Source organism: Amycolatopsis echigonensis (genome assembly GCF_002846615.1).
GTDB lineage: Bacteria > Actinomycetota > Actinomycetes > Mycobacteriales > Pseudonocardiaceae > Amycolatopsis > Amycolatopsis echigonensis.
Map to the genome: position 1 here is coordinate 7578246 of NZ_PJMY01000003.1, position 16338 is coordinate 7594583.

A 16338-nucleotide genomic window follows, 5' to 3' on the forward strand; every position below is an offset into this window, starting at 1 on the left:
CGCTTCAGACCAGCAGGAGCTTCGCGAATTCGGCGACCGGCTGGTCGAGGTCGCCGTCCTTGATCGCGCGCAGCAGTTCGGTCCGCCGGTCCTCGGGCAGCGCCGAGGAGAGGACGTCGTGGAACTTCGCGTCCAGATCCGCCTGCGACATCGGGTTTTCCGCGGTGCCGATCGGATTGTCCACGAACACGTGCTCGGCAGTTCCGTCCTGATAGGACACGGTCAGGTCCGCGACCCAGCGTCCGGGGTACTGCTCGTCCAGCTCCGGCCGGACCTCGATCTTCACCTTCCGGGCCAGCGCGGCGACGTCGCTGTCCTCGCCGAGGTCCAGCTGCCCGGCCAGGTACGCCTGGTGCGTCGAGAATCCGTTGCCGCGGCCCAGCATCGACAGCGCGAACTGGAACGGCAGGCTGTACTGCAGGTGCTCGATGATCTTCGGCGCGTAGGCGTTACGGTTCTGGTTGCCGATCACGACGTCTCCGCCGGTCTGGATGCCCAGCAGCACCGATTCGACCTGGTCCGGCTTCCCGGTCAGCTGCCGCGCGCCGTCGACGTAGGCGTGGTTGATGCCGCAGCAGCAGTAGGGCTTGAGCCAGATCCGGGAGATCTCGAACGTCCGGTCCAGTCCGAAGCGGACTGCGGCGTCCTCGCCGACGTCGAGCCCGGCGAAGGCGCGGAAGAAGCCTTTCCCGCCGGTGAGGAAGGTGGTCGGGCCGGTGATCCCGGCGGCCGCCAGTTCCGCCGCGCGGATGCCGTTCCGGGTGCCGATGCCGGAGTGCACGCGCTTGATGGAACCGCCGCCGGAGGAGTACTCGGTCGTGCCCGAGGCGTGGCTGAGCGCGATCGAGAGCGCGTGTCCGGTGGTGTCCAGGTCGAATCCGCGCAGTTTGGCGACCACCGCGGCGGCGCCGAAGGTCGACAGCAGGCCGTGCGGGTGGAACCCGCGCACGAGGAGGTCGGGGTTCGCGAGAGTGCCGATCCGGGTGTAGACCTCGTAACCCGCGACGATGGAGGTCAGCACGTCGCGCATGTCCGCGCCGAGTTCTTCGCCGACGGCCAGCGCCGCGGAAACCACACAGCTGCCCGGGTGCGCGGAGCTGGCGCGGTGCGCGTCGTCGTACTCGAAGCCGTGGCCGAAGGTGGCGTTGACGAATGCCGCGTCGGCCGCGCTCATCGCGTCGCCGCTCGCGACGACGTGCGCGGTGCCCGGGGCGTGGGCCGCGCGGGTCACGTCGAGCACGGCTTGGCTCCACGGCAGAGCCGCGCTGCCCACCTGCAGGGCGAGCTGGTCCTGCAGCAGCCGGCGGGCCCCGGCGAGGGCCTCGGCCGGGATCGCGTCGAAGGTCAGGTCGGTCACGAGCCGGGCGGCGGCTTCCTCGACCGGGGAGAAGGTGCGCACAGAGATTGCCTTTCAGGAGAGGGGCAGGCCGTAGGACTTGAGTTCGACGTAGGCGTCGAAGCCCTCGGGGCCCGCTTCGCGGCCGATGCCGCTGTTCTTGAAGCCGCCGATCGGCGCGGTGAAGCCGACCGGGTTGCCGTTGACCTCGACCGTGCCGGTGCGGATCTGCCGGGCGACGGCCAGCGCGTGCTCGGGGTCGGCGGAGAACACCGACCCGTTCAGCCCGTAGTCGGAGTTGTTGGCGATGGCGATCGCCTCGTCCTCGGTGTCGAAAGTGTGCACGGTCAGGACCGGGCCGAAGATCTCCTCCTGGGCGATCTTCGCGTCGGGGTCGACGTCGCCGAAGACGGTGGGGGAGACGTACCAGCCGCGGTCCAGCCCGTCCGGCCGTCCGCCGCCGACGAGCAGCGACGCGCCGGACGCCTTGCCGTCGGCCAGATAGCCCTCGACGCGGGTGCGCTGGGCCGCGCTGGCGAGCGGGCCGATCTCGGTCGCCGGGTCGAACGGGTCGCCGACCGGCATCGACCGGACCAGGTCCACTAGCCGGTCGTGGAACTCGTCCCGGCGCGAGCGGGCGACGACGATCCGGGTCTTGTTGCTGCACACCTGGCCGGTGTTGCGCAGCGAGACGGCGCGGACGGCGGCGATCGCGGCGTCCAGATCGGCGTCGTCGAGCAGGACCGCCGCGGACTTGCCGCCGAGTTCGAGCGTGCAGCGGCGCAGGTCCTGTCCGCAGAGCGCGCCGATCCGCCGTCCGGCGGCGGTGGACCCGGTGAACGAAACCTTGTCGACGCCGCGATGCCGGACCAGGTATTCGCTGACTTCCCGCCCCGCCGGGACGATGTTGACGACCCCGTCCGGCAGCCCGGCCTGCTCCAGCAGGTGGCCGAGCAGGTACGCGTCGAGCGGGGTTTCCGGCGACGGTTTGAGCACCACCGTGCAGCCGGCCAGCAGAGCGGGGGCCAGCTTGATCATGGTGATCAGCAGCGGCGCGTTCCACGGCACGATCGCGGCGACCACGCCGACCGGCTCGCGCGTGACGAGGGCGTGCCCGGTCGCGGACCGGCGGGTGTCCTGCCACGGGTAGTCCGGCGCGAGGTCGAGAAACGCGTCGAGCAGCAGCCGGGGACCGATCGCCTGCATCTTGCCAGAGAGCGTGATCGGGCAGCCCATTTCGGCGCTGACCAGGTGCGCGATCTCGGTTTCGTGCTCGGCGAGCGCGCTGCTGAGCTTGCGCAGCACCGCCGCGCGGTCTTCGAGCGGCATCCGAGGCCATGGGCCTCGGTCGAACGCGTCCCGCGCGGCGGCGACGGCGGTGTCGATGTCCGCCTCGGTGCCTTCGGGCACGCGGGCCACGACCTCTTCGGTCGCGGGGGAGACCACCTCCAGGACCCGGCCGGACGCGGGCGCCGCCCACCTGCCGCCGAGGAAAAGCTTGTCGTAGTGGCCTTGCCACACCGGGGGTTGCGCGGGCATCAGGGCACGCTCCTTGGTCGTCCGGGGAAACCTCAGGCAAGCATACGTAATATAAAATATCTAGAACAGACCTCGGCTGGCTCCGCTCGCCGGGTTGACGGGTGGTCGGCCAGATAATATAAAATATTATCTCAGCCACCCCCTGGAGCGAAGGCGGGCGACATGCAGCACAAGCCACTCGACGGCATCCGGATCCTGGAGATCGGGGGCTACATCTCGCTCCCGTTCGGGACCTCGATGCTGTGCGGCCTCGGCGCGGAGGTCGTGAAGGTGGAGAAGCCGGTCTTCGGTGAGGACTTCCGGCGGCGGATGAACGAGGAAAGCCCGTACTTCCGCCAGTACAACGCGGGCAAGCGCAGCCTGTCGGTCGACCTCAAGACGGCCGAGGGGATCGAGCTGGTCAAGGCGCTGGTGCCGCGGTTCGACGTGGTGCTGGAGAACCTTCGGCCCGGCAAACTGGCCGCGATGGGCCTCGGCCCCGAAGACTGCCGGGCACTGCGGCCGGATGTCGTCTACGGCTCGGTCACCGGGTTCGGCTCGACCGGACCGCTGGCGGACCGGCCCGCCTACGACACGATCGGGCACGCGTTCGGCGGGCTGTACTCGCTGTTCAGCGACGAAGGCCGGCCGCAGCTGGCGGGCGGGCTGAGCGCGGACCTCGTCACCGGGCTGACGACGGCCGCGGGCGTGCTGGCCGCGCTCGTAGGAAGGCTGAAGACCGGGCAGCCGCAGCGGATGGAGACCTCGATCATGGAGGCGGTCAGCACGTTGACCGCCGACGGCATCACCCAGGCCTTCGAACTCGGCCACGACCCGAGCCGCACCAGCAGGCATCCGCAGGCGCAGAACTTCTGCGTGCCGACCTCGTCCGGGGAGTACCTGGCGGTGCACCTGTCGTCGTCGCAGAAGTTCTGGCAATCGCTGTGCCGCGCGCTGGAGCGCACCGATCTGCTGGAGGACCCGCGCTTCGCCGAGTACCGGCCGCGCGAGGCGAACTACTTCGAGCTCGTGCCGATCGTCGAGGCGGAGTTCGCGCGCAAGCCCAAGGAGCATTGGGAACGCGTGCTGACCGAGCACGACGTGCCCTTCGCGCCGGTGCTGTCCATGACCGGGTACCTCGACCACCCGCAGATGCGGCATCTGGGCATCGCCGACCACCAGCCGGACGGCCTCGCGCTGCTCCGTCCGCCGTGGACGTTCGACGGCGCGCGCCCGGACCGCTCTCCCGTCGCGCCGAAGGTGGGCGCCGACTCCCGTGCGGTGGCCAGCGAGGTGCTGGCGGCCGACGACGTCGAAAAGCTGTTCGCGACCGGCGTCCTGTACGAATCCTGACCGATCACTGGAGAACTTCGATGAAGCCGTACCGTTCCATGCTCTTCGTGCCCGGCCACAAGGCCTCGTGGGCCGACAAGGGTCTCGCGTCCGGCGCCGACGCGCTGATCCTCGACCTCGAGGACTCCGTGCCGGCCGCGAACAAGGACGAGGCGCGCCCGGTGGTCGCGGAGACGATCGACCGGCTGCACGCCCAAGGCGTGCGCCCCGACCTCTGGGTGCGCCCGAACGCGTCGGTCAGCGGCCTGCAGGGCGCGGACCTGGAGGCGGTCATCCGGCCCGGGCTGGCCGGGCTGTTCCTGCCGAAGGTGTTCGACGCCGAGGAACTGGTGCGCATCGACGCGGTCGTCTCGCACCTCGAAGCGCGCGAGGGGCTGCCCGCCGGGAGCATCGGGCTGATCGTGAGCTACGAGACCGCTGCGTCGATGGCGCACTGCGAGGAGATCGCGGCCGCGACGCCCCGGGTGTCGAGCCTGCTCGGCGCGACCGGGCCGAGCGCGGACGTCGGCCGCGAGCTGGGCTTCGAGTTCACTCCCGCCGGGCTGGAGACGCTGTACCTGCGCAGCCGGATCGTGCTCGCCGCCCGCGCGGCCGGTCTGCACCATCCGGTGGCCGGGGTGTGGCAGGACATCCGAGATCTGGACGGCGCGCGCCAGTTCTGCCTGGACAACAAGCAGCTCGGCTACCGCGGGATGGTGTGCATCCACCCGTCGCACGTGGCGATCGCCAACGAGGTCTTCACGCCGACGCCCGAGGCGGTCGACCACTCGCGCCGGCTGATCGACGCGTTCCGCGAGGCGGAGGCGGCGGGCAGCGCGGCGGTGGACTTCGAGGGCCAGCACATCGACATCGCGCACGTGAAGACCGCGGAAGGGATCGTCGCGCAGGCGGAGGCGATCGCGGCCAACGCCTGATCGAGCACCCCTGCGCGGCACCAGGTTCCCGGCCAGGGACTTCAGCGGGGCGGCCGCACCGGCTGTTGAGCGTCCACACCGGACGCCACGCTGCGCGAAAGGCCCGAGCCAGCACCATCTGGCTGGGTGTTGTCGTCCCCGCTGCCCGCCAACAGCCCGCCCCGGCAAGCGAGGTCATTCGACCTGGGGGCACGCGCGCCTCAGCCGCCGCCTTGAGTCCCTGGCATTGGTGCCGGGCTCCCCGCGAGGAGCCCGGCACCGTCTTCTGTGGACTATTCCGCCTCGTCGGCCCAGAGACCGCGTTCCTCGAGGATCCGCACGACGTTGTCGGCGCCGTCGAGGATGTGCCGTTCGGCGATCGTGCGCGCCTTGCGGACGTGCCTGCCGCGCAACGCCTGCACCAGCTCGGCGTGATCGGCCAGCGTGTGCTCGACGTGGCCTTCGATCGAGGCGTAGAAGCGGTTCGGCAGGTGCTTGACCACGGAGCTGAGCAGCAGCGTCAGCCGGTGGGAGTCCGCGGCCAGGTTGAGCTGGCGGTGGAACTCGTGGCCGAGCCGGGTGATGGCCTCCTGGTCGCCGGCGTCGGCGGCCTTCTCGAAGTCCTCGTTGACCGCTTCGAGGCGGGCCAGCTGGTCCGGCGTGATCTTTTTCGCCGCCCGCGCCGCCAGTTCGGCGGAGAACTGGGCCTGCGCCCAGAACAGGTCGCGCACGTCCTGGCGCGACACGGGCGCCACGACGAACCCGCGCCGCGGCACGAGTTCCACGAAGCCCTCGCTGCGCAACGAGAGCAGGCCTTCGCGCACCGGCGTGTTGCTCACCCCGACCGCCTCGGCGATCGGCTCGGTGCGGAGGAATTCGCCCGGCTTGACGTCCCCGGACATGATCAGTTCCCGGACGTAGGTCGCCACTTCCTCGGGCAGCTGCTGGCGGCGGTCGCCGCCGCGCAGCCGGGTCAGTTCGTCGGCCACCGGCCACCTCCCCAATGCCTGGAAGCAGCTTCCAGGATCTGTTGTCCAACCGGAAACATGATATATGAACGGCAGGCGATTATGGCACGACCGGCAGGCTCGCGGGCGCGCCGACCTGCCGGGGATCGACCGGTGCGGGCGCGAGCAGCGCGGTGCCGCTGACCGTGCCGAGCGGTCCTTGCCGGTCGAACACCGTCGCGGTCGTCACCGCCACGCCGTCGTGCTCGACCCGGTGGTCCGCGGTGAGGCCCAGTTCCAGGTCGTCGGCGGGGACCCGGCCGAGGGTGAGCGTCAGGTCGGCGTTGACGAATTCCAGGCCGGCCTCGCCCCAGTTGGTCACGAGGTTCACCAGGTCCGCGGCGGTGGCCGCGTGCTGGAACGGCGTCGGCCGCTCGCCGCGCACGATCTCCTGCGGGAACACCCACAGCGTCTTGCGCGAGGAGTTCTGGTGAGGTTCGGGCGACCCGGTCCAGCCGACGCCCTCGCTGTGGAACACCCGAGGCTCGTCCGTCGCGGGGAGCAGACCCGGCGGCGGCGCCATCAGCCCGCCGGCCGGGGCCCAGACCGTGCCGGTCGCGGGGGAGCCGGCGGCGAGGAACAGTCCGGACGCCTTGCCGACGAGGGTTTCTCCCTGCCACAGCGTCGCTTCGACGAGACAGAGCCGACGTCCGCGGCGCACCACTTCCGCCCGCGCGACCGACGGCACGAAACCGGCCGGGCGCAGCAGGTCGACGGTCCAGCGGGCCGGGCGGAGCAATCCCGTCCCGGCGGCCTGCTCCGCGGCGCGGGCGAGCGCTCCGCTGGTGGCCATCCCGCGAAGCTGGGCACCGTCGCCCCAGCTGGCGCGCGCTTCGGGAAGGGGGAGCAGGAGCTCGCCGTCCGGGCCGGGTTCCGCGGTGAAAAACGCCATCATCACCCCGCGAAGATAACATTTTATATCGAACAAGCGCGGGCTGGCCGGTGCCGCGCCGTCCCTTGCCGCGAGCAGCAGACAATACATAATATGAAATCAAGCTTGTCCTGACCGCCGAGGAGTGCCGATGACGACCGAGACGACCCGCTCCGGACCGCTGACCGGAGTGCGGGTCCTGGCACTCGCCGGGATGGGGCCGACGCCGTTCGCGAGCATGCTGCTGGCCGACCTGGGCGCCGAGGTGGTGCGGGTGGCGCGCCCGGCGAACCGCTCCGGCCGCGCGCTCGGCCAGACCGAGGGCATGGCCGCCGAACACGACCTCGCCAACCGCGGCGTCGCGACCGTGCAGGCCGATCTCAAGTCCCCGGAGGGGGTTCGAGCGGTGCGGCAGCTGGCCGAAGCGGCGGACGTGTTCATCGAGGGCTACCGGCCGGGCGTCGCGGAGCGGCTGGGCCTCGGCCCGGAGGTGCTGCTGGCCGGGAACCCCGCCCTGGTCTACGCGCGGCTGACCGGATACGGCCAGTCCGGTCCGCTGGCGCAGCAGGCGGGACACGACATCAACTACGTCGCCCAGACCGGTGCGCTCCACGCGATGGCGCGGGCGGGGGAGGCGCCCCGGCCGCCGATCAACCTGCTCGGCGACTACGCCGGCGGGGCGCTGGTCGCGGCGTACGGGATCGTGAGCGCGCTCCTCGAAGCTCGCGCGTCGGGCCGGGGGCAGGTGCTGGACGCGGCGATGATCGACGGCGTCGCCCTGCTGACCGCCAAGCTGCAGGGATTGCGCGCGGCCGGCCGCTATTCCGACGAGCCGGGCACGAACTACCTTGATTCGGGCGCGCCGTTCTACGACACCTATCGCTGCGCCGACGGCCGGTATGTCGCGGTCGGCGCGCTGGAACCGGACTTCTACCGCGAGTTCGTCTCCCGTCTCGAGGTGGACCTGACCGGCTGGCCGGAGCAGGACGACCGGGAGAACTGGCCTCGCCTGCGCTCGCTGATCGCGGCCGCGTTCGCGGCGAAGGACCGCGACGAGTGGGCCCGGATCTATGCGGGCACCGACGCCTGTGTCACGCCGGTGCTCACGTTCGACGAGGCGGCCGAGCATCCGCACAACGCCGAACGCGGGGTGTTCGACCGGGTCGGCGATGTGCTGCACCCGCAGCCGGCGCCGCGGTTCAGCCGGACCCCCGCACGCGAACCGTCCGCGCCTGAAGCCGGGGCGCGGGACCTGAACCGGCTGCTGGCCGCCTGGGCGCCGCGCCGGGCGCGGTCGGCCTGAGGCGGGACCCGCTGGCCGGGCGTTCTCTGGACGCAGGCGCGCAGATAGTATATTTTATATTTAATGACGCGGGCGATCGCACCGCTGCCCGGGACGCTTCGACCGGGGACGACCGACCAGACGCCGGGCGCGCGGCGGGGAGAGGACTACCGATGGCAGGCTTGTATTTCGAGGAGTTCGAGCCGGGGATGGTGATCGACCACCCGACGCGGCGCACGGTCACCGAGGCGGACAACACGCTGTTCAGCGTGATGACGCTCAACCTGGCCCCGCTGCACCTGGACGCGGAGTACAGCAAGGACACCATCTACGGCCAGCGGCTGGTGAACAGCCTGTTCATCCTCGGGCTGGTGTCCGGGGTGACCGTGCCGGAGACGACGCAGGGCACCACGCTCGGCAACCTGGGCTTCGAGAAGATCACCTTCCCCAAGCCGGTGTTCCACGGCGACACCATCCACGTGCGGACCGAGATCGTCAGCAAGCGCGAGTCCAAGAGCCGAAACGACTCGGGCATCGTCATGTTCCGGCACCTCGGGATCAACCAGCGCGACGAGATCGTGTGCGACGCGCTGCGCGCGGGCCTGATGCTGAAGCGGTCCGCCGCCGAGGCGCCCGCCGCGCAGAGCTGAGCGGGAAGGGAGCGGACATGGCCGAGGACGAGACGGGTTTCGCCTGGGTGCCGCCGCGAGAGGTGCTGGACCGCAGCCGGTACCTCGCCGCGCTGCGGAAGTGGGGCTTGCCCGGCGACGCGGACGGCGTGGCCGAGGCGAACCGCCGGGCGATCGCCGATCCGGAGTGGTTCTGGCGCGCCGTGGTCGAGGACCTGGACGTCGCCTTCGCGGAGCCGTTCACGCGGGTGCTCGACGAGTCCGAGGGCAAGCCGTTCCCGCGCTGGTTCGCCGACGGGCGGATCAACGTCGCCGAACTGTGCGCGCACCGGCACGCCCGCGGCGCACTCGCGGGCAAGACCGCGGTCGTCTACGAGGGCGATTCCGGACAGCGGCGCACGCTGACGTTCGGCGAGCTGGACGGCCAGGTGCGCGGGTTCGCCGCGAACCTGGCCGCGCTAGGCGTCTCGCGAGGCGACCGGGTGGTGCTGTTCATGCCGGTGGTCCCGGAAGCGGTGGTGGCGTTCCTGGCGATCGCCATGCTCGGCGCGGTCGCGGTGCCGACGTTCAGCGGCTACGCGGCGGACGCGCTCGCCACCCGGCTGCAGGATTCGGAAGCGGTCGTGCTGATCACCGCGGACGGGACGACCCGCCGGGGCAAGCAAGTCCCGCTGAAGGAGACCGCCGACGCGGCTCTGCGGGAAGCGCCTTCCGTAAAGCGTGTCGTCGTGGTCCGCCACCTCGGCATCGACGTGCCGATGACGGACGGCCGGGACGTTTACTACGACGAGCTGGACCCGTCGCCCGCGCCGGTGGAAACCGCGGCGACCGAGGCCAACGACCCGCTCACCGTCGTCTACACCTCGGGCACCACGGGACGGCCGAAGGGGATCGTGCATTCCCACGGCGGGTTCGCGGTCAAGACCGCCGTCGATTTCGCCTACGGCTTCGACGTGCACGCCGACGACGTCGTCTGCTGGATCACCGACCTCGGCTGGCTCGTCGGCCCGATGCTGATGACCGGGCCGCTGCAGCTCGGCGCGACGATCGTGATGATCGAGGGCCTGCCGACGCATCCCACGCCGGACCGGATGTGGGAGATCGTCGAGCGCAACGGAGTGACTGTGCAAGGCATCGCTCCGACCGCGGCCCGTGCGTTGCGTGCGGCGCAGGAGAAGCCGGAGCACGCGCTGGCGACGCTGCGGGCGTTCGTCTCCACTGGCGAAGCATGGGACGAGCCGACCTGGTGGTGGCTGTTCGAGCAGGTCGGGAAGCGCCGGGTGCCGATCGTCAACTACAGCGGCGGCACCGAGGTGGGCGGCGGGCTGATCGTCGGCTACCCGTTCCTGCCGGGCGAGGCGGCCGCGTTCACCGGGCCGTTGCCCGGCGTGGACGCGGCGGTGCTCGACGACACGGGGCAGCCGGTCGTCGGCGCGATCGGGGAATTGGCCGTGCGCAACACTTTCCCGGGCATGACGCACGCGTTCTGGCACGACCGCGAGCGCTACCTCGAGACCTACTGGTCGCGGTTCGACGGGATCTGGGTGCACGGCGATCTGTCCAGTGTGGACGAACACGGGCAATGGCGGATCCACGGCCGCTCCGACGACACGCTCAAGCTGGCCGGCCGCCGCGTCGGCCCGGCCGAGATCGAGGCGGCGTTGCTGCGCGACGAGCGGATCGCCGAGGTGGCCGTGATCGGTGCCCCGGACGAACTGCGCGGCCAGCGCGCGGTGGCGTTCGCGGTGCTGCGCGCACCGGGGGCCGACCGCGCGGACTTGGCGGCGACCGCGCTGGAGAACGCGGGAAAGTCGTTCGCCCCCGAGGTGTACGTCGTGCCGACGCTGCCCAAGACCAAGAACGGCAAGATCATGCGGCGCGCGATCCGGGCGCGGTTCGTCGGGGCCCCGGTCGGCGACCTGTCGTCGCTCGATCCGGCCACGCCGCTGGAAGACATCCCCGTACTCGCTGAGGAGACCGCGAAATGACCGACCCGGAAAGCAACGTCGAGATCGTCCGGAAGGCGACCCGGGAGCTGGCCCGCAAGTTCGACCACGACTACTGGCTCGACAAGGACCGCAACCACCAGTACCCGTGGGAGTTCGTCAAGGCGTTCGGGGCCGGCGGCTGGCTCGGCGCGATGATCCCGGAGGAGTACGGCGGCATCGGGCTCGGCCTGGAAGAGGCCGCAGTGATGATGGGGGAGATCTCCGCGTCGGGCGCCGGCATGGCCGGTGGTTCGGCGATCCACTTCTACGTGTTCCCGCCCGCCCCGCTGGTGAAGTACGCCTCGGAGGAGCTCAAGCGGGAATTCCTGCCGAAGCTGGCGACGGGCGAGCTGCTGATGGCGTTCGGCGTCACCGAGCCGGACGCCGGGGTCGACACGTCGCGGATCAAGACCAAGGCGACCAAAGTGGACGGCGGCTGGAAGATCACCGGCAAGAAGGTCTTCATCACCAACGCCCAGAACGCGCAGAAGATCCTGCTGCTGGCCCGGACGTCGCCGCGGCGGGACGACAAGCCGCTGTACGGGATGTCGCTGTTCTTCGCCGACCTGGACCGCGAGCGCATCACGGTCCGGGAGATCGAGAAGCTCGGCCGGGCCGCGATCGACACCAACGAGCTGTTCATCGACGACCTGTTCGTGCCGGACGACCGGTTGGTGGGCGAGGTCGACAAGGGCTTCTACTACCTGCTGGACGGGCTGAACCCGGAACGCATCGTGGTCGGCATGGAGGGCGTCGGCCTGGGCCGGGCGGCGCTGGACATCGCGTCGGAGTACGCGAAGAACCGGGTGGTGTTCGACCGTCCGATCGGGCAGAACCAGGCGGTGGCGCACCCGCTGGCGGATTCGTGGATCCGGCTGGAAGCCGCCGAAGGCATGGTGATGCGGGCGGCGCGGCTCTTCGACGAAGGCAAACCGTGCGGTCCGGAAGCCGCGGCCGCGAAGTACTTGGGCGCCGAGAGCGGTTTCGAGGCGTGCGACCGGGCGTTCTCGACTCTCGGCGGCTACGCGTACGCGAAGGAGTACCACGTCGAGCGGCTGTGGCGTGAGGTTCGGTTGCTGCGCAACGCGCCGTTCTCTCAGGAGATGGTGCGGAACTACATCTCGCAGCAGGTCCTCGGGTTGCCCCGCTCGTACTGAGGCAGCTCGCGACGGGGCAGAGGGCGAGGCCTCTGCCCCGTTGTGCGAATTGACATTTTATGGCTCCACCAGGTGCCCATTACGGTCGAATTCATGGAGCGGAACTTTCAATCGGCCGAAGAACTCGCGGCCGCCTTGCACGCCGGTGAGGTGACCTCACTGGAGCTGACCGACGAGGCCATCGACCGCATCGAACGGGAAGACAAGGCACTCAACGCGATCTGCGTGCCGGACTTCGACCGGGCCCGCGCTGCCGCGCGCGAAGCCGACCAGGCGCGCGTCCGCGGCGAGGACGCGCCGCTGCTCGGCATCCCGGTGACGGTCAAGGAGTGCTACAACGTGGCCGGGCTGCCCACGACCTGGGGCATGCCGGAACACCGGGGTTTCCTGCCGGCGGAGGACGCGGTACAGGTGGCGCGGCTCAAGTCCGCCGGTGCGGTGATCCTCGGCAAGACCAACGTCCCCTTGGGACTGCAGGGTTTGCAGAGTTCCAACCCGGTCTACGGCACCACCAACAACCCGTGGGACCAGGATCGCACGCCCGGCGGTTCGTCCGGCGGATCGGCAGCGGCTCTGGCGGCGGGCTTCGGCGCGTTGTCCATCGGCTCCGACATCGGCGGCTCGCTGCGCACCCCGGCGCATTTCTGCGGGGTGTACGGGCACAAGCCTTCGCTCGGCCTGGTGGCGAACCGAGGCATGGTCCCGCCGGCCGTTCCGGCGTTGCCGGTCGACCTGGATCTCGCCGTCGTCGGCCCGATGGCGCGTACTGCTCGCGACCTCGCGCTCCTGCTCGACATCATGGCCGGGCCGGACCCGCTGACGTACGGCGTGGCGCACGAACTGACGCTGCCGCCCGCGCGCCACGAGCGGCTGAGCGACTTCCGGGTCCTGGTGCTAGACGACCACCCCTTCATTCCGACCGGCACCGCGGTGCGGGCTGGCGTGGACCGGGTCGCCGAAGCTCTGCGCGATGCCGGTGCCCAGGTCGACCGGCACAGTGCGTTGCTGCCCGACCTGGCCGAAGCCGCGACGCTCTACACGGAGCTGCTGTTCTCGGGTTCCGTCGCGCGTTTCCCGGTCGAAGCGTACGAGCAACTCCAGGCGCGTGCCGCCGGGCTGAGCGCCGACGACCAAAGCCTTGACGCGGCGCGGCTGCGCGGGATGGTGGTCACCCACCGCGACTGGCTCGCGGCGAACCACCGCCGCGAACTCCACCGGCACGGCTGGCGGCAGTTCTTCGCCGAGTTCGACGCCGTCGTCTGCCCGGTCACGCCGACGCCCGCGTTCCCGCACGACCACAACCCGGATCTGCTGGCGTGCCGGATCGACATCGACGGCGTCGAGTACCCGTTCTTCGACCAGCTCGTCTGGGCCGGTCTGGCCACCATGCCCGGCCTGCCCGCCACCGCGATGCCAGCGGGCTTCTCGCCCGAGGGGCTGCCGGTGGGCGTGCAGGTCATCGGGCCGATGTTCGAGGACCGGACGCCGCTGCGCCTGGCCGAACTGCTGGAGCAGCGGCTCGGCGGCTTCCAGAAGCCGAACTGAGCCGTACTAGCCGGCGGCCCGTTGCCTTGCGCGCCAAGGCTTCCGGGGCGAACACCGACTGTCCACAAAGGATTCGGCTTTCCTCGCCATCCGCCGCCCGGGGAAGGCGTCACGCACGGTGAGTGTTGACACGCTCCGCTCGTCATTCATACATTATCTCCACCTTTGTATGAATGACGAGCGGAGCTGGTTCGGATGAAGCTCGGCAAGACCGCTGTCGTCCTCGGCGGAAGCGTCGCGGGCCTGTGCACCGCCGGTGCGCTGGCCCCGTACTTCGAGCAGGTGCTCGTGCTGGAGCGGGACGAGCTCCCGGAGGAGGCCGAGCACCGGCGCGGGGTGCCGCAGAGCAAGCACCCGCACTTCCTGCTGAACTCGGGCCGCCGGGCGATCACCGCGCTCTTCCCCGGATTCGAGGACGACCTGGTCGGGGCGGGCGGCCTGCACCTGATGCCGTCGATGGACGCCGCCTACCTGGACCGGGACGGCTGGTCGGCGCGCAAGCGCAGTGCGATGACGATGGTCTACAGCTCGCGGATCCTCATCGAGCGCGTGCTGCGGGACAAGGTGCGCGAACTGTCGAATGTGGACATCCGGGAGGGTGTCGCGGTGCGCGGCCTGGCCACCGCGGCGGGGGCGGTCACCGGGGTCGAGGTCGCCGCGCCCGGCGGCGAGGAACACCTGGACGCCGACTTCGTCGTGGACGCGATGGGCCGCGGCTCGCCGGTGGCGAACTGGCTGGTGGCGGCGGGCTGGCCGGAGCCCGAGGTGCGGACCCTCGACGCCAAGGTCACCTACACCTCACGCTGGTACGAGCTGCCCCCGCCGGAGCGCCGGCCGGCGTCCTGGTGGTGGCGGCACCTGGTGCTCATGCCGACCCAGGACCGCGGCCGGCATCCCGCGGAGCACGAGTTCCTGGTGAACTTCTTCCCGATCGAGGGCGACCGGGTCATCGCGTGCATGGGCTCGTGGGGCCTGGAAATGCCGCGGACGGCCGACGCCTTCGGCGAGTCGGCCCGCCGGGTCCGGACGCCGCTGTTCGCCGCCGCGATGGACCGGTGCACGCCCACCTCGGAAGTGCATCTGACCCGGTCCACCGGCAATCGGTGGCGGCGGTACGACCGCTGGGCGAACCCGCCGCGAGGTCTCGCGTTCGTCGGCGACTCGATCTGCGCGTTCAATCCGTTCTACGCGCAGGGCATCAGTTCCGCGTCCGGGTCGGCACTGCTGCTGCGCGAGCATCTCGCCCGCGCCACCAGCCTCGACGCGGGCTTCTCCGCGCGATTCCTTGCCGCACAGCAGGATCTTCTGCAGGTGCCGTGGACCCTGGCGATGGCTCGCGACCGGGGTTACGAGTGCGCGGAGGGCACCGAGCGGCTGTCCGAGCGGAAACGCCGCCTCCTCGCGGCCGTCTCCGCCCCGGCGTTCAGCCTCATCGTCGGGGCCGCCCGGGAGGACGACGTCGTCGACGAGCATTTCGCCAAGGTGTTCAACCTCGACGAGTCGCTGGGCGAGATGATGCGCAATCCGCGCGTGCTCGCCGGGCTCGCCCGCTACTGCGTTCGCTCGGTGCTGGGCCGGCACCGGGTGCCCTACGGTTTCGATCCGCACGTCGAGCCGCCCGCCACCGACTATTCTCCGGCCGCGGTCGCGGGATGAGCGCCGTCTGCGGGCCGGACGCGGAGGCGGTCACCCGGCGGCTCGGGTTCGACTGCCACGACGTCAGCCCAGTGGTCTCTGTCCGGGTGCCGTGGGAGCTCGCGCATTGGACGATGCCGCTGCTCGAGGTGCTGATCGTCGGCGGCGCCGTTTTCGCTCTGTGGCACGCCGTGCGCCGCTACCGCGCGGGCGATCCGGTCAACCTGGCGCTGTGGTGGGCCTCGCTGGTGTATCTCGTCGTCACCGAACCGCCGCTGTATTTTCCCGAATGGTTCGGCCTCGACCGGCTGTACGGGTTCATCTTCGCGCACAACCGGTTCACCGTGCAGTTCATGGGAGACCGGCTGCCGCTCTACATCGTGGCGTTCTATCCGGTGATCAGCCAGCTCGCCTACGAGCTCGTGCGGTCGCTCGGGATCTTCCGCCGCCGCGGCCCGCTGGCCGGGGCGGTCGCCGTCGCGTTCGCCTGCCAGGTCTTCTACGAGGTTTTCGACCAGGTGGGCCCGCAGCTCGGGTGGTGGGCCTGGAACCCGGCCAACCGCATCGTCAACCAGCCGGCGCTGGCTTCGGTTCCGATGACCAGCATGCTGTTGTTCGCTTCGGTTTCGATGGCGGCCATGACCTACCTGGTGGTGCGTTTCACCGGCGGCCGCCGCGGTTGGCGGCTGGTGCCGCGCATTCTCGCGGCGGGCGTCCTCACCCCGTTCACCATGGCAGTCGCTGGTCTCCCCTCGAGCCTGTTCGGCGGCGACCATCCCGACCCGACGGCGCAGGCCTGGGTGCTCGGCGTGGAACTTGCCCTGGTCTGGCTCGCCGGCGCGGGGCTCGTCGTGGCACAGCTGCGCTCCGGTGAGCGCGGAACGGACGAGCCGCTCTCGGTTTTCGGCCGGTACTACCCGGCGATTTACCTGCTCGGGATGGCGGTGTGCTGGATCGGGGCCTTGCCCGCCTACCTCGGAGCCCGAGACGGGGTCACCAGCGCCGGAACCCCGATCGGGAGCGGGCCGTACGCGCTCGCCTGTTTCGTCGCCGCCGGTTTGCTGCTGGCCGCGCAGCGCGCAGCCGCTCGCCGGGACGCGCCCGTCGCTCGTTGACCTGCGGCC

13 protein-coding genes are annotated in these 16338 nt (G+C 70.6%); 9 read left to right on the plus strand and 4 right to left on the minus strand.

All coding sequences use genetic code 11. The features are described 5' to 3' along the window. Positions 1-4 precede the first annotated feature (4 nt). Entirely contained in the window at positions 5-1399 is a 1395-nt protein-coding gene (locus ATK30_RS40760) for an MmgE/PrpD family protein (protein ID WP_101440023.1), read from the minus strand. A gap of 12 nt (positions 1400-1411) precedes the next feature. Further along, positions 1412-2875 (minus strand): aldehyde dehydrogenase, encoded by a 1464-nt coding sequence (locus tag ATK30_RS40765; protein WP_101440024.1) that lies wholly within the window; start codon positions 2873-2875, stop codon positions 1412-1414. Positions 2876-3037: 162 nt separating this feature from the next. Between ATK30_RS40765 and ATK30_RS40770 the strand changes: the two genes are divergently transcribed. Beyond that, positions 3038-4207: a CaiB/BaiF CoA transferase family protein gene (locus ATK30_RS40770; RefSeq protein WP_101440025.1), complete on the plus strand. Its 1170-nt coding sequence runs from the start codon at positions 3038-3040 to the stop codon at positions 4205-4207. Positions 4208-4227: 20 nt separating this feature from the next. Further along, positions 4228-5121, plus strand: a complete 894-nt coding sequence (locus ATK30_RS40775) for an HpcH/HpaI aldolase/citrate lyase family protein (protein WP_101440026.1) — start codon at positions 4228-4230, stop codon at positions 5119-5121. A gap of 272 nt (positions 5122-5393) precedes the next feature. On the opposite strand, the gene ATK30_RS40780 is transcribed toward ATK30_RS40775, so the two are convergent. Both ATK30_RS40780 and ATK30_RS40785 read right to left on the minus strand, forming a co-directional pair. Continuing rightward, positions 5394-6089 (minus strand): GntR family transcriptional regulator, encoded by a 696-nt coding sequence (locus tag ATK30_RS40780; protein ID WP_208637553.1) that lies wholly within the window; start codon positions 6087-6089, stop codon positions 5394-5396. Between the two features lie 79 nt (positions 6090-6168). Further along, the gene (locus ATK30_RS40785) at positions 6169-7002 is read right to left on the minus strand and encodes an acyl-CoA thioesterase domain-containing protein (protein ID WP_244194976.1); all 834 of its coding nucleotides are present in this window, start codon (positions 7000-7002) and stop codon (positions 6169-6171) included. 127 nt (positions 7003-7129) lie between these two features. Here ATK30_RS40785 and ATK30_RS40790 point away from each other — a divergent pair, with 127 nt between their 5' ends. From ATK30_RS40790 to ATK30_RS40820, 7 genes are all read left to right on the plus strand, one after another. Next, positions 7130-8281, plus strand: coding sequence for a CaiB/BaiF CoA transferase family protein (locus tag ATK30_RS40790; RefSeq protein WP_101440028.1), 1152 nt, complete (start codon positions 7130-7132; stop codon positions 8279-8281). A 152-nt stretch (positions 8282-8433) separates the two neighbouring features. Then, positions 8434-8910 (plus strand): MaoC family dehydratase, encoded by a 477-nt coding sequence (locus ATK30_RS40795; RefSeq protein WP_101440029.1) that lies wholly within the window; start codon positions 8434-8436, stop codon positions 8908-8910. Positions 8911-8927: 17 nt separating this feature from the next. Next, positions 8928-10877 (plus strand): AMP-binding protein, encoded by a 1950-nt coding sequence (locus ATK30_RS40800; RefSeq protein WP_101440030.1) that lies wholly within the window; start codon positions 8928-8930, stop codon positions 10875-10877. Continuing rightward, the gene (locus tag ATK30_RS40805; RefSeq protein ID WP_101440031.1) at positions 10874-12034 is read left to right on the plus strand and encodes an acyl-CoA dehydrogenase family protein; all 1161 of its coding nucleotides are present in this window, start codon (positions 10874-10876) and stop codon (positions 12032-12034) included. The genes ATK30_RS40800 and ATK30_RS40805 overlap by 4 nt, the downstream gene beginning before the upstream one ends. Positions 12035-12127: 93 nt before the next feature. Further along, positions 12128-13579: an amidase gene (locus ATK30_RS40810; protein WP_101440032.1), complete on the plus strand. Its 1452-nt coding sequence runs from the start codon at positions 12128-12130 to the stop codon at positions 13577-13579. A gap of 195 nt (positions 13580-13774) precedes the next feature. Next, the gene (locus ATK30_RS40815) at positions 13775-15235 is read left to right on the plus strand and encodes an FAD-dependent oxidoreductase (RefSeq protein ID WP_101440033.1); all 1461 of its coding nucleotides are present in this window, start codon (positions 13775-13777) and stop codon (positions 15233-15235) included. Continuing rightward, positions 15232-16329, plus strand: a complete 1098-nt coding sequence (locus ATK30_RS40820; protein WP_101440034.1) for a hypothetical protein — start codon at positions 15232-15234, stop codon at positions 16327-16329. The genes ATK30_RS40815 and ATK30_RS40820 overlap by 4 nt, the downstream gene beginning before the upstream one ends. The last annotated feature ends 9 nt before the right edge of the window (positions 16330-16338 follow it).